Below are 23,057 nucleotides of genomic sequence, written 5' to 3' on the forward strand. Positions count from 1 at the left end.
GGATCTTGCGATTTGTCGAGCCAATCTTGCGATAAGCAGTCCCTATTTTGCGATTCTGTCCTAGTATCTTGCGATTCGAAGGTGTTACTTTGCGATTCATAAAAATTGACAGAGAAACTTGCAATATAGTAAGTCTACCCGGCAATTCTCCACATGCTACCTTACCACCATTCAACCAAAAAAAGATCGATTTTTATCGATCCTTTTTCTGCGTATAAAATGTTTTTGGCCCGGCCCTATGAATCTGTAAATCCATACTATTCAACATGCGGGAAGCTGCATAAACAGAATCTACCTTGCAAAAAACACGGAAATCTCTATTTCTCATTTCTTTACTCACCAACCAAAAGTACTCTTCAACAGCGTGTTTATGGGCATCTCGAGACTTTTGCTTGCAACTAGTGCATGTCCATACTTTACCTGTTCGCTTCATGCCTAGCATGCCGCATTTCGGACATTCTACTCCTCGGATCAATTCATTTGGGGAAATTTGATAGCTTTCACAAAGAGGGCGATGGATAAAAGTTGATTGCTTTTTCCATAATGTTTGCTCAATAGAGTCTATCTGATTATTGGTCAAGCTAATAGAAGATGGAGATTCATACATGTGTAGGATTTTCTCAATAATACTTTCTAATTTGAAAATGGGATAATGGGCTGGTTTTTGGCGGATCCTGCAGGACTTGGCGGTTAATACCACGGCACCTGTTACTTTCATTTCGGGGAAATTAGATAATTGGAAGAACTCTTTCATAAATCTAATGTGTTTTAAGAGTTGATAATATGGATTACGATAAACTATTTCCTGACCGGCTCTATCTACTTTATAAAATTCTTCAGAGTTCTCATTAAAATACAAGTCATCGCTAATATTTTTAGACTCTAACACGATGCAACAGCGGTCAGTAACTACTAAACAATCAATCTGAACTTTCCACTCACCAGATTGTAAACTCAAATCTGAGAAGATTCGATATGGTCCAGGCAAGCGCAATTCATTTAATTTTTGTAATAGTCGTTTTTCTCCTCTCATACCAGATTCTATTTGGTGGATATCTTTCCGAATATCCTCCTCTTTTAAATGTGGGGTACGCAATCTTTTCATTAAAGCATATTGTTTAATTACCAATTGTTCAGTTCACCTCCATCCTCAAAATCATACAACAAACTAACAGAACATTCCACCTATTCTAATATGAAACCAATTAATTGAGTTTTCGTCTTAAGTATGACAAAATATCCACTAGCAGGAGGGAATTGCACATATGAAAATCATCCATACACTAGCCATCGCAACTATTGCACTACTTCTAGCAGCATGCAATAGTAATGAAGATACAAACACAAACACAGGGTCCGTAAATGACGTCGCACCAACGAACACCCAAAAAACAACCGACCACGGTGCAAGCGACAAATCCGAAGTCGGCTTCGAAATGGCTGGCGGCAATATCGAAGAAGCAACTAACGTACCAGCAAAAGAAAAAGAAGCAATACTAAAAGCCTTCGATGAATACATGGAAGCGTTCAACGAAGAAGACATCAATCGTTACATGAACACCATTTCTAAAAATCCAGAAGGCTTCAACTATGACGATGAAAAAGTAGTGGTCGAACAAACATTCAACGACTACGACACAATCCGAACAGCCGACAACCCAACGATCATCAAATACGACAAAACACATGCACAAGTATTCGCGAACATCCATATCGCATTAGAACAACCAGATACAGGTGCAAAACTCGAACGTGATGGTCGCCAAGTAACCGTATTCGTCAAAGAAGACGGCAAATGGCTTGTCACAAGCGTATACTTTATCGGAGACACAGCAACAGAATAAATCACACCCCAGGCATATATGACAAATATCATGTCTGGGGCATTTTTTTGCTTCCATTTCCTACCCCAATTCAGTAAAATTAACAATAGGAGTGTGATTCACAAAATGAAGACAGCAATCGTAACAGACAGCACCGCCTATATCCCAAAAGAAATTCGCGAACAACTCGACATTCGAATGGTGCCACTAAGCGTTGTCATCGGAAATGACACTTACAAAGAAGAAACCGACATTAACGCAACCGAATTCTACGACAAAGTTCGAAACGAGCGCACGCTACCAAAAACATCGCAGCCTGCCCTTGGAGATTTTGTCAGCACCTTCGAAGAACTATCCAAAAACTACGACGCAGTCATTTCCATCCATCTATCGAGCGGCATTAGCGGAACACTCGCAGGTGCCAAACAAGCCGGAGAAATAGTGGACAACCTTAACGTATATACATTCGACTCAGAAATTTCCTGCATGGTACAAGGCTTCTATGTGCTTAAAGCCGCACAAATGGCAAAAGAAGGGGCACATCCTGAAGAAATCCTACAAGAACTAAACACGATGAAACAAACAATACGCGCTTATTTCATGGTGGACAACCTCGACCATCTGCACCGCGGCGGTCGTCTAAACGGTATCGAACGTGTCATTGGTAACGTACTGCAAGTAAAACCAATCCTTTACTTCGAAAACAAAATCATCGTCCCATTCGAAAAAGTTCGAACACGTAAAAAAGCGATGAAACGCATTGCAGACCTGCTTCAAGAAGATGCAAACAAATACACAAAACTGCAAGCGACCATCATCCACGCAAGCAATGAACAAGAAGCGATCGCATGGAAAACTGAGTTAGAAGCAAATCTACCAAACGTTGAGTTCACGATCAGCTATTTCGGTCCTGTAATCGGCACACATCTTGGCGAAGGCTCGATGGGTCTAGGATGGGTAAAAACCAACTAAGGAGAATGCCCATGGACAAACAGCTACAACAATTTCTTACTGGCCGTAACTGGCTTCGCGAACATACCCCATTCCCGCGCGAAGCCATCGACGCCCACATCGAAAGTGGCCACATCCACCTCAAACCCGGCATCCAAAAAGACGAAAACCAAGCCCTTTTTGGTCAATTAAAGAAGTACTTCTGCAACCGATGCCACAACACAACCCAGCACTTATTTCACACATTTCACTGCGCACGCTGTAACCAAAATTGTACCTATTGCCGCCACTGCATTCGGATGGGGAGGGTGAGTAGTTGTTCTGAGTTGCTCCTATGGAAAGGAGACCATGCTCGCGGCGCGAACGCTCATGAATTTGCATGGAGCGGTAGGCTGACCCCTCTCCAGCAAAAAGCAAGCGAAGAACTACTATCAAGTGTCCAACAAAATAAATCCCACCTCTTGCATGCGGTTTGTGGGGCAGGTAAAACAGAATTACTGTTCCCATCCATCTTCCGATGTCTTGAGCAGGGAAAGCGAGTATGCGTAGCAGCCCCAAGAACCGATGTCATCCTAGAACTATTCTCACGTTTCCAAAAAGTATTTCCGAAAACAACTATTCATGCTCTATACGGCGGAGCACCAGACCAAGAAGGATTCGCCGAACTCATACTCACAACAACCCATCAGCTCTACCGATTTGAACAAGCATTCGACGTCATATTCGTCGACGAAGCAGACGCCTTTCCATATTACGCAGATGAAACTCTCCAACGCGCAGTGAAAAAAGCAGCTAAACAAGACGCAGGCATTCACTATGTTACCGCAACGCCAACAAAATCACTCCAAACAACGAACCAATCTGTTCTTTCCAGAAGATATCACGGACACGACCTGCCCGTCCCTAGATTCGACAGTCTATGGGGTTACGCTAGGCAACTAAACAAAGGAAAAGTCCCACTAAAACTCCAGCAATGGATCGAAGAGAAAACAAAAACAAACACTCCATTTCTTGTATTCCTACCGACCATCGAAATGCTCGAAAATTTCCCAGGCGATTTACCAAGAGTACATGCAGAACATCCAGATAGAAAAGAGCTAGTCATGCATCTAAGAGAAAAGAAAATACCTGGCTTACTCACAACAACCATCTTAGAACGAGGAATAACAATCGAAAATGTACATGTTGCAGTAGTGGGAGCAGAACAAAAAATCTTCACATCTAGTGCCCTTATCCAAATAAGCGGTCGTGTCGGCCGTTCTTTTCAATATCCCGATGGGGATATCGTCTTTTTCCATCACGGTATCTCCCGTGAAATGGACAAAGCACAAGCTGCAATAGAAGGGTGGAATCGTTAATGAACTGTCTGATTTGTGGAGATGCATTCCAACCAGTCCCGACATGGGGAAAGTTATTTCTATATGAGAAAGAGTCCTCTACATGTAATAGGTGTTTCAGCAAATTTACAAAATCAGATACAACAATCGATTTCAGTGATTTCCAAGGTACTCACTACGAGGGAGCAGTGGATGCCGTTACAGCACTTTATTCATACAACGAAGCGATGAAAAGCTATTTGCATCAATATAAGTTTTTACAAGACGTAGCACTTGCTCAAGTATTTGCTAAAACATTGCACGAAACATTCGAAGGTAAAGAAGGCATTGTTGTCCCCATCCCGATGCATCCAGAAAAGCTAGTGCAAAGAACATTTGCGCAAGTCGACGAGCTATTAAATAGTGCAGGCATTCCTTTTCAACATCTGCTAACTAAAACGGCAACTAGTGAACAAGGAAAAAAGACACGAAAGGAACGTTTAGAAGCGAGCCCGCTCTTTGAAGTTAGGGCTAGTGTAGAAGCAAAAAACTATATTTTATACGATGATATTTACACAACCGGCGCAACCATCCACCACGCAGCAAAGTTATTAAAAGACGTAGGAGCAACAAGGGTTGAAGCAATTACTTTAATAAAAGGATAATCTGCCGATATAAAAGAGGAGACAACTGAACTTGGAGGGATCCTCATGGGAGAACTAAAAAATTGCCCATCCTGCGGCGACTTTTTTAACTATACAGGGATAAGAGATGTGTGCAATAACTGCGCCACAAATGAAGAAAAATTATACGAAACAGTGTATCGTTTCTTGCGAAAGAGGGAAAACCGTGCAGCAACCGTTGAACGAATCGTCGAAGCAACGGGTGTAGAAGAATCACTGTTACACAAATGGGTGCGAAAAGGTCGCTTGCAGCCAGCCTTGTTTCCAAACCTTGGCTACCCATGCGATAACTGCGGCAAACTAACTACTCAAGGAAAACTATGCACTGGCTGTACAGAAGAACTAAAAACAAGCCTACGCCAATTCGAAGCAGCTAAAGAATTCCGTGAAAAAGTAAACACAGAAGAAAATACATACCATAAGGACTATAGATAACTCTCACTATATGTGGGAGTTTTTTCGTGATTATAAAAAAACTCTAAACACTTTACAGATCAAACCGAAATATACGGTAGACACTTTTATCGAAGAAGGGAGGACATCACCGTATGAAAATCACCAACATTGGATTAAACCAAGTAAACCCATACAAACGCAACCAACAACAAGTGGAAAAAACACAGCAGGTGGCGAAACCAACTACCGATCAACTAGAAATCTCATCTGCTGCAAAAAGCATGCAAACAAAATCTCCAGTGGAGGTAAACCAAGAAGAACGAGTTGCCGCAATCAAAGCGCAAATTGATGCGGGCACATACAAAGTAGATGCCAAGAAACTAGCATCGAATATCCTTAACTATTACCGTCTCTAAAAGGAGCTTAAAAAATGTCCATCGAAAAGATATTGCAATCTCTTACGAAACTTGACATGCTACACACAAGTTTACTAGAAATTGCATACAAAAAAACAGAAGCAATCAAAACTGGCGACATGGACAGTCTAAACCAACTGCTCAAGGATGAGCAGGCACACGTAGCAGGCATTTCTCAGCTGGAACAACAGCGTCAAACAGAGGTAACGGATTACCTTCGAGCAAAAGGAATTGCTCCTACTGACAACCCAACTGTTGCACTTGTCTTAGAAAATACCAACATAAACGAAGAAAAAGAGCAGCTAGGAATAGCACGCAACAAGCTACTCCTAACACTTGAAACACTCAAACATCAAAACGACCTAAACCAAAAGCTGACACTACAATCACTACAATTCGTCAACTTAACCTTAGATACATTACGACCAAAGCCAGACCAAATAAACTACTCAAAATCCGAAGTACAAGCCCCTTCCAAAGGTAAAGCCTACTTCGATTCACAAGCATAAGGAGGCGACCTCATGGGCTCAACATTCATGGGATTAGAAACAAGTAAACGCGGACTATACACACAACAATCCGCACTATATACAACCGGACATAATATCTCGAATGCCAACACACTCGGCTACTCCCGTCAACGAGTGAACATGGAAGCGACACTAGGTTATCCAGGAACAGGTTTAAATGCTCCGAAAATACCAGGTCATCTTGGAACGGGTGTACAAGCGCAATCTGTACAACGTATTCGTGATCAGTTCATTGACCGTCAATACCGTCAGGAAACCAATAAACTAGGGTACTGGGAAGCGAAATCTAATGCAATTTCCCAAATGGAGGATATCCTATCAGAACCATCCGAATTTGGTCTAAATACTTCATTAGATCAATTTTGGAAATCGCTTCAGGATTTAAGTGCTAATCCAGAAAATGCTGGTGCTCGAAAAGTAGTTGTTCAACGGGGGATTGCAGTTGCAGAATCATTTAACTATATCAACAAACAACTGACGGATATTCAAGGAAATTTAAAGAATGAAATACGGGTATCAACAAATGATGTGAACTCTATATTGAATCAAATTGCATCCATCAACGAGCAAATTCAACAAATTGAACCGAACGGTTATTTGCCAAATGATTTATATGACGCTCGAGATACTTTACTAGATGAATTAAACACCTATTTCCCAATTGAAATAGAATATTCTAAATCCGGTGGAAATGCATTGGCAATTGCTGAAGGCGCAGTGAAGGTATCTATTAAAACAAACAGCGGATTAGTTGAGGTTGTAGATGGAAAAGATGCTGCAACTTTAAAGGCAGATGGCTTAAATGAAGATAATAGCTTTGAACCTTTTACCCAGTTTACAGTAGTAGGTAAGGGGAATGCAGCAGGAGGAACGATTAGTTATAGTGATTTAGAAAAAACTAAGGGTAAATTGTTAGCAACAATTGATTCCTATGGTTATTCAAGTAATGGAACTACAAAAGGATTTTATCCAGAAATGCTTAAAAACCTTGATGATATGGCTGCAGCTTTCGCGGAAAAATTTAATGAGATACACAAAGGTGGTACTGATCTAAACGGGGATGTTGGAAAAGGCTTTTTTGTTTCTAAAACAAGTGGTCAAATTTCAGCAAGTACTATTTCTGTGGATTCAATGTTTGAAAGCGACCCATCTCTATTGGCTGCTTCTTCATCCACTGGAAAAGAGGAAGGTAATGGGGCAAATGCATTATTACTTAGTAATATGAAATTTGCTCCTTTAACGATAGGTTCCACAACCAATACTACAGTGCAATCTTTCTATCAATCTATCATCGGTAAACTTGGAGTAGATGGAGAACAGGCAAATCGGTTGGCTTATAATTCAGCGACTATTAAATTAACAGTAGAAAATAATCGTGCTGCCGTCAGCTCCGTTTCTTTAGACGAGGAAATGACAAATATGATTATATTCCAACAAGCATACAATGCCTCTGCACGAATGATTACAGTAGTAGATGAAACATTAGATAAAATTATTAACGGCATGGGCCGAGTAGGACTATAAAATAGAAAAGCGTAAGCGTCTACTTCTGCCCTGACAGGCAAATGGAGAATTGAAAGGAGGCAGCTCTTCAGCCACCACAGTAATTTCACATTTGATCCCGAGGGGCAAGGCGTTGGAGCTAGACAAAGAAATAGGAGGTCAATCACATGCGCGTAACACAATCAATGCTTTCAACTAATATGCTTCGTAATTTATCAAATAGCTATAACAAAATGGCAACACTACAAGAACAGATCAACTCAGGTAAGAAAATAACACGTCCTTCTCAAGATCCAGTAGTAGCTATTAAAGGAATTGGCTACCGTACGGATTTAAACAAAGTAGAGCAATATCAACGTAATTTAGGTGAAGTAAACAATTGGTTAGACAGTTCTGATGATGCACTTGATAAAGTTGGATCAGCACTGAAGCGAGTACAAGAACTAGTAACGGATGCTGCGAATGATACAAAAACTCCTGAAGATCGAGAAAAGATAAAAGTTGAGATAACTCAACTAAAAGCACAAATACGTGATTTAGCTAACACGAAAGTGGGAGATAAATATATTTTCTCGGGAACGAAGACATTATCACCATTATATGATAACAACGGAAACTTCCTAGGAGAAACTGGAGTCGATGGTTCCGTTAATATTGAAGTTTACGATGGGGTAGAAATCAAAGTAAATACAAATGGAAAAATAATGTTTGAAGATATTGATAAAATGATGGAAAATATTGAGTCAGTACTTGACAGTTCAAAAACTCCTGTAGCAACAGGACCAGAGATTGCGAAATACTTAGAGGATATTAGTGGAAATCAGGATACTGTTTTAGCGGCCCGTGCAGATATCGGTGCACGTCAAAATCGAGTAGAAATGATGGAAGACAGACTAGGAGCACAAGAAATTATTGTGACAAAGCAACTTTCTTCTAACGAAGACATCGACTATGAAAAAGCAATCACTGAAATGATTACTCAAGAATCTATCCATCGTGCTGCATTATCAGTAGGTGCTCGAATTATTCAACCTACACTTACAGATTTTTTACGTTAATAATAAAAAGCGTTTGGACAAATTGTTCCAAACGCTTTCTTTAAAGGGTGAGAAAAGATGAATATCCCAAAACTCCAAATAAACTCAACGAAAGCACAAATCGGTTTAAATATACAAAAACCAGTGCAGCAAATAGAACAACCAAGTGCCGATCTAGATCTTCAACAACCAAAAGCAGTACAAACGATGAAAACGACAAAACCAAAGCTTTCGATAGACACTGAACAAGCACGTGCGGACGTAGATTTAAAAAGCGTTAGAAAAAGAATGGAAGATTTCGCTGCGGAAGGACATCAAGCTGTATCAGAAGGAACTGTTAGACGTGCACAACAAGGCACCGAACTAATGCGAATTGAAAATGGTGGAAATCCCATTGCTAGTCAAGCAAAACAATCAGGAAGACAACACTATTCTTCATTAGGTATCAAATTCATTCCGTCGCAAGGGAGTGTCAAAGTAAACTTTCAACCAGGAAGCGTCGACATCCAAATAGAACCACAAAAAGTAATCAATAACACGTCTACCAATAAACCAATTCATAACTACACACCAGGAAAAGTAAAAGTAGAAATGCTCCACCATGCATCACTAACAATCGACTGGCTTGTATAACTTAACATAAGGAGTTAAACAAATGAAAATCAAAACAGCTTATATGGGCGAAATAGTAATTGAACCCTCCACCCTCATGACATTCGAACATGGCATACCAGGTTTTGAAGAAGAAAGAGACTTTGCATTACTTCCGATTGAAGACAATGATGCATTTCATGTATTGCAATCAACACAAACAGAAGCTTTAGCATTTATTGTAACCAATCCATATACAATTACAACAAACTACAATTTCGAGTTAGAGGAAGCAACAGTACACGCTCTTCAAATAAAAGACGAAATAGAAGTTGCAGTCTTTGCAATTGTTTCTTTGAAAGAAACAATCGCTCGATCAACAATCAATTTAAAAGCACCAATTATTTTAAATACAATAAACAAAAAAGCAAAACAAGTTATTTTAAATAACGAAGAATATGCCATTCGTCATCTCATCTCATCAGAAAGTCAAAAGGGGTGAGAAAATGCTAGTATTATCTCGAAAAGCAGGAGAAACAATTTGGATCGGCGAAGATGTGGAAATTATTATTTCTGAAGTAAAAGGAGAACAAGTGAAAATCGGTATACGTGCTCCAAGAAGTATTGATGTAATCCGTGGAGAGTTAAGACAAGATGTATCAACATCTAATACGGAATCAGTAATCAACAATCTAGACTTTTTCAAAAACGATAAAGACTAATTTCAAAAGTGGTTCAAAAAAATATTAATAAAACTATTAAACATTATCTTTCCATTCCGATAATATCTATGTAAGCAAGAAAAACGGGGTCCGGCCGGCTCGGTTCTCTTGTCTCATACAAAAAACAAACACTGCTCACAAGGATGTGAGCAACACATTCCAAGGAGGAACTAATAATGATTATTAATCACAATATTGCCGCACTTAACACACACCGTCAATTAGGTAGTGCAACAAATGCACAATCTAAATCTATGGAAAAGCTAGCATCAGGTATGCGTATCAACCGTGCTGGAGATGATGCAGCTGGTCTTGCTATTTCTGAAAAAATGCGTGGACAAATTCGTGGTTTGGATATGGCTTCTAAGAACTCTCAAGATGGTATCTCTTTAATTCAAACTGCAGAAGGTGCTTTAAATGAAACGCATGACATCCTTCAACGTATGCGTGAATTAGCAGTACAATCTTCTAATGATACAAATACAGACACAGACCGTGCTGAGCTTCAAAAAGAAATGGATCAATTGGTTGAAGAAATTGATCGAATTGCTAATACAACTGAGTTCAACACTAAGAAACTGTTGAACGGTGATTTAAAAGGTGTTAGTGATCAAGCTCAATCTGCGAAATTTAATGAGGTTTCAGATAAAACTGTATTTACAGGTATTGCAGGGGCTGCAACAATAACTGAAGATAAAACATATAATGTTAAAATCAGTTCTGCAAATAGTAGCGGTGTTTATACATTAAGTTATACTGATGAGTCAGGCGTTACTGGAACAGTAACGACTTCTGGTGGTGGCGCTGTATCAATTGGTGATGCTAGCGTTACAATTGGTGCATTGAGCACTGGCTCAATTGGTCAAGAAGCAACTTTCACAACACGTGAAGCAGTGAAGAATTTAGCTGATAATTCTTTAACGTACCAAATTGGAGCTAATTCATCACAAACAATGAAAGTGTCTATTGAAGATATGAGTTCATCAGCATTAAATGTTAACGGTATTGATGTTAGTAATTCATCAGCAGCAGAAGCTTCTATTTCTGCTATAAACAAAGCAATTGAAGATGTATCTTCACAACGTTCTAAATTAGGTGCATTCCAAAACCGTTTAGAACACACTATTAACAATCTTGGTACAGCTTCAGAGAACTTAACTGCTGCTGAATCACGTATTCGTGATGTGGATATGGCGAAAGAAATGATGAATCAAACAAAAAATTCAATCCTTTCTCAAGCAGCTCAAGCTATGTTAGCTCAAGCAAACCAACAACCACAAGGGGTTCTTCAGTTACTAAGATAATTGAAACTCAAGCAAAATTAATAAAAAGGCTGGCTAATTATATTAGTCGGCCTTTTTTAAAAGGGAGATAACATGGATATACAATTATTTGAACTAAAAAACACGCTAAAAACATTAACTAAAAACTTAATCTCTCGTATTGATTCTATTTGCATAAGTTTAGAGAATGGGGAAGAGATTGATCGTTTACTATTCTGGTTAGAGGATTTATCTATGTTCACAGAGACGACAATAATCTTATCGCAAAATAATATGATTGATTTTGATATGGATTTATTCAACGAGAAAGTGGAATCACTTCTTGATAAAGTGGAGGAGAAAGATTATTTATTTGTTAGTGACCTTTTAAAGTACGAACTAAAACCATTATTCTCTTATTGGGATGGATGTATGACTAATGACTAAGAAGTTAAGTATTTGTATGATTGTTAAGGATGAAGAGAAAAATTTACGTAGATGTTTGGATAGCTTATTGCCTTTGTTAGAAGGAAATCACGCAGAATTGATTATTGTTGATACTGGTTCAACAGATCAAACAGTAGAAATTGCAAAAGAATATACAAATAATGTTTACTTTCATCAATGGAATGGTAATTTTTCAGATATGCGTAATATTTCGATTTCTTATGCTAAGGGGCAATGGATTTTTATTATAGATGCTGACGAAGAACTTGAAACGCCAAACGAATTGCTTTATCTGTTTGAAGGTGTCAAAATCAATAATTATAACACGATTAGAATTAGGGAAAAAAACTTATTATCAATAAAATTGAATAAACACGTTTACCATTTTCAAGAGAGAATATTTAAAAATGGTGGAGCGTTTCAATATAAAGGTACTGTACATAACCAACCAATCTATCAACAACCTGTATTGACAGCCCATGATATTCAGCTTATGCACTATGGATATATTAATGAAGATAAAGATTTAATGGAAAAGAAGTTTCAGCGCACAGCAAATATGCTAAAGAAAGAGCTCGAAGTAGATTCTGAACATGTGTATTATCGATTCCAGCTTGCGCGTTCATACATGATGCACGGAGATTCAGCAATTGCGCTAGAAGAAATTACAAAAGCATATGAATCAATGAAAAGACAAGATAAAAGATTAATTACTCACCGGTATTATGTATTTGGTGAATATGCACGTATGGCCCTTCATACTAATCAGTTCAAACAAGTTATTAACATTTGCATAGAGGGACTATCATATAATAAGCATTATCTTGATTTGTATTATTATTTAGGTCATGCCTACCTTTCATTAGAAGAATACTCAAAGGGTATTGAAATGTTAAGTAAATATATTGAATTAAATATACAATATACTAAAAATAAATTAGACTTGTCGAATTATACAGCAGTCGAGATGTATTCTCTTGATAAAACTGCACTTGAAAAAACGTTAGATAGAGTAGTATCAATTCTTTATAAAGAGTCTAAAATTAATGAGGATATAGGACAGTACAAGTCATTTTTGAATGAAATTAAGTACATCGACAGTGCTTTAAAAGTGAAACTGTTAACAAAAATATTCATTAAAGAGAAAAACGAAACTGAGTTGTATGATTTATATAAGAATATTGAAGAAGACCAACGTTATCCATTCATAAATTATTTCGAAACGCTAAAAAAAGATCTTGATCAAGAGAAAAAGAAACTCATTGAGTTTACTTTTTCAATTTCAGAGGATGACTACGGTCTATTAAACAAAATTCGTATAACACAAAATCGTAAAAAAATGTTGACGGAATTTATCAATAATTACGATATTATTAAATTTACTGATGGATTGATTATTGAATTTGTTACCTATTTAATGGACTATCATTACGTAACAAGATATTTTAAGAAGATTGATAGCTTAACAATAAAGAAAATCGTTAAGGTTTTAATTGATAATGAAGGTTCAAAAAAGTATTTTTTAAAGAGTCTTAATAATGATTTTGAGTTTAATGATTTTCAACTTAATAGAGTATATATAGCGATAGCAAATATTTTATTGTTATCAGAGATTGAAGAAGAGAGAAATAAAAAAGATGTTGATTTGGAGCTAGTTTATATTTTTGAAAAGTATGTGACTAAAGGTATTGACTATGTAAGGTATTTTTATAATATTGATCATATCCGTATTACTTATAATACGTTTGGAAATATTGAAGATAAGTTCTTTGTACTACTGCATCTTGCAGATGATATGCTCCAAAAAGGAGATATTAGAAACTATAATAGACTTGTTTTAGAGGCAACTGAAGAGTATCCTTATTTATCAAGTTTAATGAAAAGATATGTCTCTAAAAAGTTAAAGAAAGAGATTAAATAGTATGTTAAGGAGATAATCCTATGAGTTTGAATCATGAACAACAGCTCTTAATAAAAGAGAAAATAGAAAAATTGATTAATAAAGGGTTTTCCAAGGAAGCAAATGAAATTTTAATGAAATATGAAAAACTCTTTCAGGATGAGAAATGGCTTCTTACAACCAAGTCAGTGATCCATCTTCTAAATGGGGAAATAGACAAAGCTGAAAAACTCTTAAAAAACGGCTTGTTAAAATATCCTTATAATGCAGACATTTTATTCAACTTAGCCTATTTGAATGAACAAAAACGTGATTTTCAATCAGCTTATGATTATTATTTAGATGCTAAATTCGTATTAAATTTAAGCGATAAGGAAATAGCAATAAAAGCGATTAATCATTTAAGAAGCATATCTTCAAACCTAATTGAAAAGAAAAAAATAGCAATCTTCGTTAAACCTGGTTTAGATAGTTTTATTGATGATATTATTAATGGACTTTCAGATGAGTATAGGATTCGCAAAATTTTAGTTGAATCTTATGAGCAAATTGATCAAGGGATGGAATGGGCGGATATTTGTTGGTTTGAGTGGTGTGATGAGTTACTTATATATGGGAGTTCTAAAACTAAAGATACTAACAAAATTATAATATGTAGGCTTCATCGGTTTGAAGTTTTTACTGATGCTCCTTTAAAAGTTAATTGGAGAAACGTGGATAAGCTATTTATCGTAACAAGTCATTTACAGAATCTATTGAAAGAGAAAATTCCTAATATAAAAAATATCGTATCAATTAGTGTTCTACAAAATGGAGTTGATCTAAATAGATTCAAATTGAAGGAAAGAAACCCTGGGTATAATATTGCTTATATCGGATATATTCATTTAAGAAAGAATCCGGTATTAATTCTCCAATTAATGAGTGAATTGGTCTCTATAGATAAAAATTATAAATTATATATTGCTGGTGAATTTCAGGATCCTTTAGTTAAAATGTATTGGGATTATCAGATAGACGCTATGGGATTAGAGAATAATATTGTCTTTGAGGGATGGCAAGAAGAAATTGATAAATGGTTGGAAGACAAAAATTATTTATTATCTACTAGTATACATGAAAGTTTTGGATATGGAATCGCAGAGGCAATGGCAAGAGGAGTAAAACCATTAGTACATAATTTCCCGTATTCTAATGAAATCTGGGATAGTAAGTATCTCTTTAATACTATAAAAGAGGCCATACATCAAGTCACTAAGGAATCGTATTCCTCAAAGGAGTATAGAAATTATATAGAAGAAAACTATTCAATTAGTAAACAAATCAAAAGGCTTAAAATGTTCCTTTTGGAAATTGAGCAAAGCTCTCAAATGAATGTATTAAAGAAGATTAAAAAAAATTTAACAGAAGAAGTTGTTTTAGATTCAATTGATCAATTGACTTTATTTATTCCAACATATAATAGAGCTCAATTGGTTATTTCCGATATTAAAAACGGGTATAAGATGGGTAACCAAAAGAAAATAATAATTGATGATTGTTCAAACACCGAGAATCAAAAATTACTCAAAAATGGGTTGAACAACTTTAATAATATTGATATTGTTATTCAACCTGAAAATAAAGGCGTTGCTACAACATATAAAACTGCTTTAGAAAAAATTAATACTAAACTAACACAAATTCTGGGAGACGATGATCTCATTTTTTGTTATGAGCAAGAAGACTTTAAAAATTCTATTAATAAAATTGGGGACGAATATTCAATTGTAGTACCAAGGTATATCGTTAATTTAGATTCGACAGGAGCAATTAATATTTCTTATGATCGCTTAAAATTTGAAGGATTAAGTTCAGTTGATATAATCAAATATTTTTTTAAAACAGGTGAAATGCTTGCCATGATAGGCGGGGCTATTGTTTCAACAGAGATTATGAAGAAATCACTTCCAAATTCCATATTTAGAGTTTCTGAAGATTATGTTGCACTATCTAGATATTTTTCTAAAATGCCATCAAAAAAAATTAAAGTTCTTGATACTTATGTATATGTAAGAAGAGTTTCGGAAGATACATTAAGTAAAACGATCACTAATGAAAAAATAGCTTTACATCTGCTTTCACTGATTGTCTCTGGTTATTATTGCATTGTCCATGATAATATGACAAAACAAGATTTATTACACACTATAAGTGAAAGAGGAAAATTAATAAATTCTTTATATCCTACTAATAGTGGTCTCTTAGAACATATCATGGACTTCTTAAATAATGATATTGAACTTAAACAATTTATCGAAATAGTACAAGAGAATTATATACCAAATCTACAGTATCAAAATCTTCCCGTAGAAATCAAAGAAATAAAAAATTTAATATCTAATGAAGAAAAGAGTGTTTTCAGAAATGAAAGTTGAAAATTTGAGGGTTGGTATAATTGGTATTGGTAATATGGGGAAAAATCATTTAAGGGTATTATCTACATTAAAAGCAGTTGAAATTATTTTCGCCTACGATATTTCAATAGGGGAAGCTGTAAAAACTGCAGAGAAGTATGGTGTTCGTCTATCTAATAATTTACTAGAGGATCTTAAATTAATTGATGCGTTAGTGATTGTAACACCTACTCATACTCATTATGATTATGTCAAGCTTGCAAGCAATTATGTCAAGTATATTTTTGTCGAAAAACCTTTAACTGACTCACTTGAAACTACATTAGATTTAGAAAAATTAGCTATAGACAACGATCTATACATCCAGGTTGGATTCATAGAACGCTTTAATCCAACTATATTAGAAATTAAAAAAATAATAGATTCAAGTAGTAATGTGATAAATATTGATTTTACCAGAACCAATAGACTAAGTAACAGAATCACAGATGTAGATGTAATTTTGGATTTGATGATTCACGATATTGACATGGCTATATTTTTGAATGGTAAGGTAAATAACATTTCTGCATACGGTGTATTGGAAGATAACATGATTGTTTTCTCGAGTGCATTACTTACACATGAAAATGGTGTATTTTCAAGGTTAACTGCAAGTAGAGTTACTGAAAAAAGAATTAGACAAATTTCCATAACTTGTAGTGATATGTATGTAGATTGTAATTTGGCTAAGAAAGAAATCTATATCAGTAAACAAACGATAGAACAATCATATGAAAACATTTCCTTATCATCAGTAGAAGAAACTGTATATGTATCAACACAAGAAGCATTGTTAAGTGAACTATTATCATTTGTAAATTATTGTTTACATAGATTAACAGATGAAAGTATCTCTAATATAAATGATGCAAAAGATGCTATAATTATAGCAAAGAAAATTCAAAAACAAATTAAAGAGATGAACTTATAAATATTGCAATCTTGAGTTGTATAGAGTTATCTTTGAACAACTTGAACTAAGTCAGTCCTCTTTTTTCTATTTTATTTGTTGCTACTTTTATCTTTTTTCTTGGTTCAATAAAATGTTTTTGTATTGGATTAACATGGACAATATGTCTAAGACAAAGTTTTAGTACTATAGCTTGTTGTTGTATACCATGCAGAAAACAGGATAGTACAGCTTACTATATTTTCAAATAATGAAAACATCATGATAAGAATAAATGAGGCTCTTGGTTAAAGTCGAACAACAGAGATTAGAGCGCTAGTATGGAAGAGCGAATAGAAGAGCGTGAAGAAATTGTTTGCTACCAATTGATGAAGACCTAAAAATTGAAATTATTGTGGAATTAATTTGATTATCAATTAACTGTGTGTCCAAAGTAAAAAACAAATATGGCTTATATAAACTATTATTGTATAGTCGATTTTCTAAAACAATTATTAAGTGAAAAGAGTTAACGAAACGCAATCCGATTACTGGATTGTGTTTTTAATATGAAAAAGATTATAAAGTTCTTAACTAATCGTTAAACTAGAAGGTTTAATAAGAAATCAGAGAAAGGAGTCTAAGATTGTTATTTAATACAACTAAATCCTTATTTAGAACCCGTCGAGGTTGAATAATTTCATTTCTTTCTAATTAAGAATTTTTATTAAACTCTTCTACTCGTAACCGATATAAACAATAGGATATATAATACTAGGGGGGAAGATCCATTTGGTGAATCGAGTTGCTGAATCTGCCACAAATTACAATTCTATTTCTAAAACAACAACTTCTGAAAACGCTTCTCAAAATATTACTCATGTTATTAGCCATATTGAAAGTGAAAACTTAACAACTGGAAATGAGCTCTTGTTAGCTGAAAAAGCAAAGAAAATGACAGAAAGTATGAACAAATTTCTAGAAACCACTAGCACTGAATTGCGCTTTAAGTATCATGAACAGTTAGACACTTATTATATGACATTAATAGACACAAAAACAGAAGAAGTAGTACGAGAGATACCGGCGAAAAAAATACTGGATATGTATGCAGCTATGCAGGATTTTATGGGTCTTTTTGTAGATAAGAAAATTTAAAGGGTTGGTGATTTCATGCGTATTACCGGATTAGCGAGCGGTATGGATACAGATACGATGATTAAGGAATTAATGAATGCACAACGGATTCCTTTAGATAAAATTATGCAAAAGAAACAATACATGGAGTGGCAACGTGATGATTATCGAGCAGCGAATAAAAAACTGTTTGATTTTCGTAATTTAACAAGCGATACAATGCTACGTCAATCGACATATATACAAAAAACGGTTACTAGTTCAGCTCCTGACGAAATTAGTGTACGAAATATTAGTTCGACAAGTGATTTTACAGGGAAGATTAATGTAAAACAGCTTGCAGAATCAGCAACTATGCAAAGTACTGATCGAGTTTTAGCTTCTGATGCTGATTTAACAAAAAAACTAAAAGATTTGAAAGTTGAGGTACCATCTTCATTTACTATTAAGGCGATAAAAACAGACGGTTCTTTAGATAAAGATGGTTATGTAGTTAAAATTGATGAAAATTCCACAATGCAAAGTGTGTTGAATGACATCAATAAAAATTCAGGCGTTAACGCATTCTATGATTCTTTTACGGGGAAGATGGCTTTTACTGCAAAAAATAGTGGTGAAATTGCAAATACACTTGATGCAGGCGGAAATACCATAAATCATCCTGAAATCGTAATTGAAGGGGACACTAATAACTTTTTGAAAGTTACTGGAGCAGTTGCGACAGAAGGTAAAAATGCTATTTTTGTTTACAATGGGTTAGAGACACAACGACAAACCAACACGTTCCAAATCAATGGATTCGAAGTTTCACTGAAAAAAGCAAGCGAGTCAGACATTACTTTTAGTTCTTCTCCAGACACTGATAAAATACTTGAATCAGTAGTTAAATTTGTTGATGAATATAACAAGCTAATCGAAAACTTAAACAGCGAGATTCGTGAAAAGAAATATAGAGATTTCCAACCACTTTCTACCGAGCAAAAAGCAGATATGAAGGAGAAAGAAATCGAACTTTGGGAAGAAAAGGCGAAGAGTGGGACACTTCGAAATGATAGTGTTATTTCCAGTGCATTAAGTCAAATGCGTTCTGCATTAAATGCAGCTGTGGGTGGAGTTCTTGGTGCCGATAGATTAAGTGAGATTGGTATCACTACTTCTAATAATTATATGGAAAACGGTAAATTAGTTATTGATGAAACGAAATTACGGAAAGCAATTTCAGATGATCCTAACCAAGTTTATGAACTTTTTGCTGCAGATGGTCCTAATGATTCAGATAAAGGGCTGGCAAGAAGATTAGTCGCCACTTTAGATGATACGCGTAAAAAAGTGATTGAAAAGGCTGGTACGGATACAGCAGTAAATACTACGTTTTCGCTTGGCCGTACATTAAAAGGTTTTGAAGATCAAATTTCACGTTTTGAAGATCGTCTTCAGTTAATCGAAACGCGCTACTACAAACAATTCTCTGCAATGGAATCAGCGATCTTAAGAGCAAATAACCAATCATCTTATTTAATGAATGCATTCGGTGGGCAATAATAAATAATTTACAAAGCGTGAAAAAATAAGGAGTGTAAACATGGCTGTAAATAATCCATATAAAGCTTATCAACAAAATAGTGTAACCCAATCGACACCGGGTGAATTGACACTAATGTTGTATAATGGTTGCTTGAAGTTTTTGAACCAAGCGAAAAAAGGAATCGAAACAAAAGACATTGAACTAAAAAATACGAATATCCAAAAAGCGCAAAATATTTTACGTGAATTGATGATTACGTTAGATATGTCGGTTGCGGTTTCTGCATCAATGGCTTCTTTATATGAATATATGATTAATCGATTAGTAGAGGCTAATATTCAAAATGATACTGCTAAGGTAGATGAAGTGATTGGATATACGACTGAGTTCCGTGATACGTGGAAACAAGTCATTCAAATTAATCGACAAAAGCAATATGGTCAAACAGGTGAGGTATGATTCGAGAAAGTTTAAAAGAATGGAAAAAGGTTACAGAGCTTTTAACTAGGATATTAGACGTTCGAGAAGAAGATAAGCGAGATGCGGTAATTGAACAAGTTGATAAACTTCTAACTAAACGCGAAGAATTGCAGCCTGCTATTCAAGCTCCGTTCACTGATGAGGAACAAATGTTCGGTGAGGAGCTGCTTCCTTTAGAAAAAAAACTTCAAGCGAAGCTTAAAGTTTATCTAAAAGATATCCGTTTAGATATATCTGAGCAGCAAAAGAAAAAAGTGTCCGTAAATGCCTATATGGATCCTTATAATCAAGTTTATCGAGATGGCACTTTTTACGATAAGAAAAAATAAACTATTTACATTAGTTAATAATAAAGCTCCAAGAAGATCCCTTTTCTTGGAGCTTTTTAAAAGGCTATTTCCCAGGAAATATCTTTTCAAAATTAATAGTGAGAAAATAGTAAATTAATGCTATGATAAAATTACTAGTCTTATAGGAGGAGAGTATATATGTTTAAAAAGGTGCTTTTAGTAACAGTTCTTTTATTTTCATTTACATCCATAGCCTCTGCAAGCACTACTGCCTTGTATGAAGTGAAAAAAGGGGATACTTTAACGAAAATTGCAAAAGCAAATAAAGTTTCCGTGAAAGACCTGCAAACGTGGAATAAGCTCACAAAAGAGAGTATTTATGTGAAGCAGAAATTGGTAGTAAAAAAGCCGGTGGCAGCAAAGACAACGCCAAAAGTGACACAACCGGTCGTAGCAACAAAACCTGTAACACAAGTTAAAACAGAAATGGTTGTACAACCAGTGCAAGTGAAGGCAGAAACACTAATAACATCTCCTACACCTTTAGAAGGAGAAGCAAAAGCTCTTTCAACGAGTGGACAAGCTGTTTACAGTACGCTTGTAGATTTTGCAAAACTATTGGAAGGCACTCCGTATTTGTATGCAGGTAATACGATTGCCGGGTTTGATTGTAGCGGATTTATTTATTTTGTACATACACAAGCAGGTCTGAATATAACAAGACAAAGCAGTGAAAGTTATTTTACTCAAAGTGCACCTGTTTCGACTCCTGTAATTGGGGACTTATTGTTTTTCGAAAATACATATAAAGAGGGAATCTCTCATATGGGCATTTACATAGGCAACGATGAGTTTATACATGCGGGTTCAAAAGGCGTTGAGATTACAAAGTTAAGTAATGTTTATTGGAAAGAGCATTTTGTATCCTTTAAACGTTTTCATGCAGTAAGTGAATTAGTAGCGGATTAGTTGGAGGGAGATTTCCTATGAAAATATCGATTGGGAAAAAGATGTGGCTTGGTTTTTCTGCTATTTTATTTTTACTAATTGTCGTTGCTGTGCTTACCATTATGGCGATGATGAACACGAGTAGTAAATATCAATTTCTATTAGATGACCAGGCTGTGAAAGTGAATCTTGTGAAAGATATAGAAATGGCTCAAAAGGACACTACTAGAAGTGTAATGGATTATTTACTATCTAATACGGATGCATCGAAGAAAAGCATATCTGAAAATCATGTATTAACAACAGAACTCGCGCAACAATTAAAAGGTATTCTTTTTTCTCCCGAAATGCTTGAGCTGTCAAATGATTTTGATAAAAAAATGATGCTTTATGCTAAAAATAATGAAGAAATTATTGCGGCGAAGATGAATAACAATACCGTGGAGGTTAGTAAGCTTTCTACGGAAGCAAAGTCGATTAGTGAGAGTATAATAAGTATCCTAGGGGAAATGGAACAGTTTTTACAACATGATATGGAAAGCATGCGAACTGAAATAACAGGTTATGAACGAGGAGCTAAAATTTTTGCTGTTTTATTGACAGTTGCAGCAGTATTATTAGGAATCATATTAGCTTATTTCATCAGTCGAAGTATTTCTAGACCGGTAAAGCGTGTGACTGCTGGTTTATCGGAAATCGCAGTAGGCAATTTAACCGTTGAGCCAATCCATATTAAAAATAAGGATGAAGTTGGAGAGATGGCATCAGCGTTTAACGCGATGTCTGTGGATCTTCGTGAAATTGTTTCCAATGTTCGCGATTCATCAATGCAGCTTGCAGCAAATGCGGAAGAACTTTCAGCAAGTGCCGAAGAGAGTTTAGCTTCGTCCCAAATGGTTGCCCAATCTGCAGAATCACAGATGGCGACAAGTGAACAGCAAGTACGCCATATGGACACCTCTGTTAACTCAATGACTGAATTAGCACAAGGAATCGAACAGATTTCTGTTGATAATGAAGAAATGTTGCAAGCTGCGGATGATGTGACTAAGTTAGTGAAAAAAGGTTCAGATGTAGTCTCAGATGTTGCTGGTCAAATGGACACGATCCATTCGACTTTCAAAGATACATCGGTAATAATGCATAGCATGGCGAAACATTCAGATGAAATTCAGTCAATTACTGCACTTATAACGGATATTTCTGAGCAGACGAATTTGTTGGCGTTAAATGCGGCTATTGAAGCAGCACGTGCCGGTGAGTATGGTAAAGGCTTCGCAGTAGTAGCAGAAGAAGTTCGAAAACTTGCAGAGCAGTCTAAAAACTCTGCCTTTGAAATAGAAAAGATGATCCACATCATTCAAACTGCTTCCGATGATGCAGTGAAAGCAATCATGATTGGTGGAGACAAAGTGGCAGATGGTCTTGCTAAAACGAATGATTCACTTGATGTATTCAATGAAATCGAAACAGCGGTCGGAGTTGTTGGTTCTAAAATTGAATCAGTATCTGCAGCTATTGAGCAAATCCAAGCGATGACGGAATCTGTGTCAGAAGGCTCACTTGAAGTACAACGTTTGGCAGCACGTGCTGCAGATGGGGCAAATGATACAAGTGCTGCAACGGAGGAACAATTAGCTGCCAACGAAGAAATTACCTCCAATGCTCAAACATTAGCAGACCTTGCGGAAGCGCTTCAAAGTACTGTTAGCCATTTTAAAATCTAACAAAGAAATATCAATGGCTTTAAGTCGAGAATTCGATTTAAGGCTA

At 35.8% G+C, this 23,057-nt stretch carries 25 protein-coding genes; 23 read left to right on the top strand and 2 right to left on the bottom strand.

What is annotated here, in order from left to right; all coding sequences use genetic code 11:
• Positions 1 to 193: 193 nt before the first annotated feature.
• Complete coding sequence (locus tag FG382_RS03085; protein ID WP_142537431.1) at positions 194 to 1,129, bottom strand: NERD domain-containing protein; 936 nt, start codon at positions 1,127 to 1,129, stop codon at positions 194 to 196.
• Positions 1,130 to 1,265: 136 nt separating this feature from the next.
• Between FG382_RS03085 and FG382_RS03090 the strand changes: the two genes are divergently transcribed.
• Both FG382_RS03090 and FG382_RS03095 read left to right on the top strand, forming a co-directional pair.
• Positions 1,266 to 1,844: a DUF4440 domain-containing protein gene (locus FG382_RS03090; protein ID WP_142537432.1), complete on the top strand. Its 579-nt coding sequence runs from the start codon at positions 1,266 to 1,268 to the stop codon at positions 1,842 to 1,844.
• Between the two features lie 105 nt (positions 1,845 to 1,949).
• Entirely contained in the window at positions 1,950 to 2,795 is an 846-nt protein-coding gene (locus FG382_RS03095) for a DegV family protein (protein WP_142537433.1), read from the top strand.
• Between the two features lie 23 nt (positions 2,796 to 2,818).
• Here FG382_RS03095 and FG382_RS23420 read toward each other — a convergent pair whose 3' ends face one another.
• A complete protein-coding gene (locus FG382_RS23420; RefSeq protein WP_342354585.1) occupies positions 2,819 to 2,962 on the bottom strand; it encodes a hypothetical protein in 144 nt (47 codons plus the stop codon).
• Positions 2,963 to 3,100: 138 nt separating this feature from the next.
• Here FG382_RS23420 and FG382_RS03100 point away from each other — a divergent pair, with 138 nt between their 5' ends.
• The 21 genes from FG382_RS03100 (at position 3,101) to FG382_RS03200 (ending at position 23,011) form a co-directional block, all read left to right on the top strand.
• A complete protein-coding gene (locus tag FG382_RS03100) occupies positions 3,101 to 4,132 on the top strand; it encodes an ATP-dependent helicase ComFA (protein WP_342354586.1) in 1,032 nt (343 codons plus the stop codon).
• The gene (locus tag FG382_RS03105; protein WP_142537435.1) at positions 4,132 to 4,755 is read left to right on the top strand and encodes a ComF family protein; all 624 of its coding nucleotides are present in this window, start codon (positions 4,132 to 4,134) and stop codon (positions 4,753 to 4,755) included. Before FG382_RS03100 ends, FG382_RS03105 begins: the two co-directional genes overlap by 1 nt.
• 45 nt (positions 4,756 to 4,800) lie before the next feature.
• On the top strand, positions 4,801 to 5,208 hold the full coding sequence (locus FG382_RS03110) for a TIGR03826 family flagellar region protein (RefSeq protein WP_142537436.1): 408 nt from the start codon (positions 4,801 to 4,803) through the stop codon (positions 5,206 to 5,208).
• Between the two features lie 113 nt (positions 5,209 to 5,321).
• Positions 5,322 to 5,585, top strand: coding sequence for a flagellar biosynthesis anti-sigma factor FlgM (flgM, locus tag FG382_RS03115; RefSeq protein WP_142537437.1), 264 nt, complete (start codon positions 5,322 to 5,324; stop codon positions 5,583 to 5,585).
• 14 nt (positions 5,586 to 5,599) lie between these two features.
• Positions 5,600 to 6,094, top strand: coding sequence for a flagellar protein FlgN (locus FG382_RS03120; protein WP_142537438.1), 495 nt, complete (start codon positions 5,600 to 5,602; stop codon positions 6,092 to 6,094).
• A 12-nt stretch (positions 6,095 to 6,106) separates the two neighbouring features.
• Positions 6,107 to 7,639, top strand: a complete 1,533-nt coding sequence (gene flgK, locus FG382_RS03125; RefSeq protein ID WP_142537439.1) for a flagellar hook-associated protein FlgK — start codon at positions 6,107 to 6,109, stop codon at positions 7,637 to 7,639.
• A 146-nt stretch (positions 7,640 to 7,785) separates the two neighbouring features.
• Entirely contained in the window at positions 7,786 to 8,676 is an 891-nt protein-coding gene (flgL, locus tag FG382_RS03130; RefSeq protein ID WP_142537440.1) for a flagellar hook-associated protein FlgL, read from the top strand.
• Positions 8,677 to 8,733: 57 nt separating this feature from the next.
• The gene (locus FG382_RS03135) at positions 8,734 to 9,288 is read left to right on the top strand and encodes a DUF6470 family protein (RefSeq protein ID WP_142537441.1); all 555 of its coding nucleotides are present in this window, start codon (positions 8,734 to 8,736) and stop codon (positions 9,286 to 9,288) included.
• 22 nt (positions 9,289 to 9,310) lie between these two features.
• A complete protein-coding gene (gene fliW, locus FG382_RS03140) occupies positions 9,311 to 9,748 on the top strand; it encodes a flagellar assembly protein FliW (protein WP_142537442.1) in 438 nt (145 codons plus the stop codon).
• A 4-nt stretch (positions 9,749 to 9,752) separates the two neighbouring features.
• Positions 9,753 to 9,968 (top strand): carbon storage regulator CsrA, encoded by a 216-nt coding sequence (gene csrA, locus FG382_RS03145; protein ID WP_142537443.1) that lies wholly within the window; start codon positions 9,753 to 9,755, stop codon positions 9,966 to 9,968.
• A 176-nt stretch (positions 9,969 to 10,144) separates the two neighbouring features.
• Positions 10,145 to 11,272, top strand: a complete 1,128-nt coding sequence (locus tag FG382_RS03150; protein WP_142537444.1) for a flagellin N-terminal helical domain-containing protein — start codon at positions 10,145 to 10,147, stop codon at positions 11,270 to 11,272.
• 72 nt (positions 11,273 to 11,344) lie between these two features.
• Positions 11,345 to 11,677 (top strand): hypothetical protein, encoded by a 333-nt coding sequence (locus FG382_RS03155; protein WP_142537445.1) that lies wholly within the window; start codon positions 11,345 to 11,347, stop codon positions 11,675 to 11,677.
• Positions 11,670 to 13,598, top strand: coding sequence for a tetratricopeptide repeat-containing glycosyltransferase family 2 protein (locus FG382_RS03160; RefSeq protein WP_142537446.1), 1,929 nt, complete (start codon positions 11,670 to 11,672; stop codon positions 13,596 to 13,598). Before FG382_RS03155 ends, FG382_RS03160 begins: the two co-directional genes overlap by 8 nt.
• A gap of 20 nt (positions 13,599 to 13,618) precedes the next feature.
• Positions 13,619 to 15,994, top strand: coding sequence for a glycosyltransferase (locus tag FG382_RS03165; RefSeq protein WP_142537447.1), 2,376 nt, complete (start codon positions 13,619 to 13,621; stop codon positions 15,992 to 15,994).
• Complete coding sequence (locus FG382_RS03170; RefSeq protein WP_142537448.1) at positions 15,984 to 16,946, top strand: Gfo/Idh/MocA family protein; 963 nt, start codon at positions 15,984 to 15,986, stop codon at positions 16,944 to 16,946. Before FG382_RS03165 ends, FG382_RS03170 begins: the two co-directional genes overlap by 11 nt.
• 753 nt (positions 16,947 to 17,699) lie before the next feature.
• A complete protein-coding gene (gene flaG, locus FG382_RS03175) occupies positions 17,700 to 18,062 on the top strand; it encodes a flagellar protein FlaG (protein WP_229677298.1) in 363 nt (120 codons plus the stop codon).
• Positions 18,063 to 18,077: 15 nt separating this feature from the next.
• Positions 18,078 to 19,583, top strand: a complete 1,506-nt coding sequence (locus FG382_RS03180) for a flagellar hook-associated protein 2 (protein ID WP_142537450.1) — start codon at positions 18,078 to 18,080, stop codon at positions 19,581 to 19,583.
• Between the two features lie 40 nt (positions 19,584 to 19,623).
• Positions 19,624 to 20,025 carry a flagellar export chaperone FliS gene (gene fliS, locus FG382_RS03185; protein WP_142537451.1) on the top strand — a complete coding sequence of 134 codons (402 nt, stop codon included), beginning with the start codon at positions 19,624 to 19,626 and terminating at the stop codon, positions 20,023 to 20,025.
• On the top strand, positions 20,022 to 20,375 hold the full coding sequence (gene fliT, locus FG382_RS03190; protein ID WP_142537452.1) for a flagellar protein FliT: 354 nt from the start codon (positions 20,022 to 20,024) through the stop codon (positions 20,373 to 20,375). Before fliS ends, fliT begins: the two co-directional genes overlap by 4 nt.
• Before the next feature lie 159 nt (positions 20,376 to 20,534).
• Positions 20,535 to 21,305 (top strand): C40 family peptidase, encoded by a 771-nt coding sequence (locus FG382_RS03195; RefSeq protein ID WP_142537453.1) that lies wholly within the window; start codon positions 20,535 to 20,537, stop codon positions 21,303 to 21,305.
• A gap of 17 nt (positions 21,306 to 21,322) precedes the next feature.
• On the top strand, positions 21,323 to 23,011 hold the full coding sequence (locus FG382_RS03200; RefSeq protein WP_142537454.1) for a methyl-accepting chemotaxis protein: 1,689 nt from the start codon (positions 21,323 to 21,325) through the stop codon (positions 23,009 to 23,011).
• The last annotated feature ends 46 nt before the right edge of the window (positions 23,012 to 23,057 follow it).

This window comes from Psychrobacillus lasiicapitis (assembly GCF_006861795.1).
GTDB lineage: Bacteria > Bacillota > Bacilli > Bacillales_A > Planococcaceae > Psychrobacillus > Psychrobacillus lasiicapitis.

Bases quoted from the DNA above. Each gene is read 5' to 3' on its own strand.
- FG382_RS03090 (WP_142537432.1), top strand. From the start codon at position 1,266: ATGAAAATCATCCATACACTAGCCATCGCAACTATTGCACTACTTCTA.
- FG382_RS03095 (WP_142537433.1), top strand. From the start codon at position 1,950: ATGAAGACAGCAATCGTAACAGACAGCACCGCCTATATCCCAAAAGAA.
- FG382_RS03105 (WP_142537435.1), top strand. From the start codon at position 4,132: ATGAACTGTCTGATTTGTGGAGATGCATTCCAACCAGTCCCGACATGG.
- FG382_RS03110 (WP_142537436.1), top strand. From the start codon at position 4,801: ATGGGAGAACTAAAAAATTGCCCATCCTGCGGCGACTTTTTTAACTAT.
- flgM (WP_142537437.1), top strand. From the start codon at position 5,322: ATGAAAATCACCAACATTGGATTAAACCAAGTAAACCCATACAAACGC.
- FG382_RS03120 (WP_142537438.1), top strand. From the start codon at position 5,600: ATGTCCATCGAAAAGATATTGCAATCTCTTACGAAACTTGACATGCTA.
- flgK (WP_142537439.1), top strand. From the start codon at position 6,107: ATGGGCTCAACATTCATGGGATTAGAAACAAGTAAACGCGGACTATAC.
- flgL (WP_142537440.1), top strand. From the start codon at position 7,786: ATGCGCGTAACACAATCAATGCTTTCAACTAATATGCTTCGTAATTTA.
- FG382_RS03135 (WP_142537441.1), top strand. From the start codon at position 8,734: ATGAATATCCCAAAACTCCAAATAAACTCAACGAAAGCACAAATCGGT.
- fliW (WP_142537442.1), top strand. From the start codon at position 9,311: ATGAAAATCAAAACAGCTTATATGGGCGAAATAGTAATTGAACCCTCC.
- csrA (WP_142537443.1), top strand. From the start codon at position 9,753: ATGCTAGTATTATCTCGAAAAGCAGGAGAAACAATTTGGATCGGCGAA.
- FG382_RS03150 (WP_142537444.1), top strand. From the start codon at position 10,145: ATGATTATTAATCACAATATTGCCGCACTTAACACACACCGTCAATTA.
- FG382_RS03155 (WP_142537445.1), top strand. From the start codon at position 11,345: ATGGATATACAATTATTTGAACTAAAAAACACGCTAAAAACATTAACT.
- FG382_RS03160 (WP_142537446.1), top strand. From the start codon at position 11,670: ATGACTAAGAAGTTAAGTATTTGTATGATTGTTAAGGATGAAGAGAAA.
- FG382_RS03165 (WP_142537447.1), top strand. From the start codon at position 13,619: ATGAGTTTGAATCATGAACAACAGCTCTTAATAAAAGAGAAAATAGAA.
- FG382_RS03170 (WP_142537448.1), top strand. From the start codon at position 15,984: ATGAAAGTTGAAAATTTGAGGGTTGGTATAATTGGTATTGGTAATATG.
- FG382_RS03180 (WP_142537450.1), top strand. From the start codon at position 18,078: ATGCGTATTACCGGATTAGCGAGCGGTATGGATACAGATACGATGATT.
- fliS (WP_142537451.1), top strand. From the start codon at position 19,624: ATGGCTGTAAATAATCCATATAAAGCTTATCAACAAAATAGTGTAACC.
- fliT (WP_142537452.1), top strand. From the start codon at position 20,022: ATGATTCGAGAAAGTTTAAAAGAATGGAAAAAGGTTACAGAGCTTTTA.
- FG382_RS03195 (WP_142537453.1), top strand. From the start codon at position 20,535: ATGTTTAAAAAGGTGCTTTTAGTAACAGTTCTTTTATTTTCATTTACA.
- FG382_RS03200 (WP_142537454.1), top strand. From the start codon at position 21,323: ATGAAAATATCGATTGGGAAAAAGATGTGGCTTGGTTTTTCTGCTATT.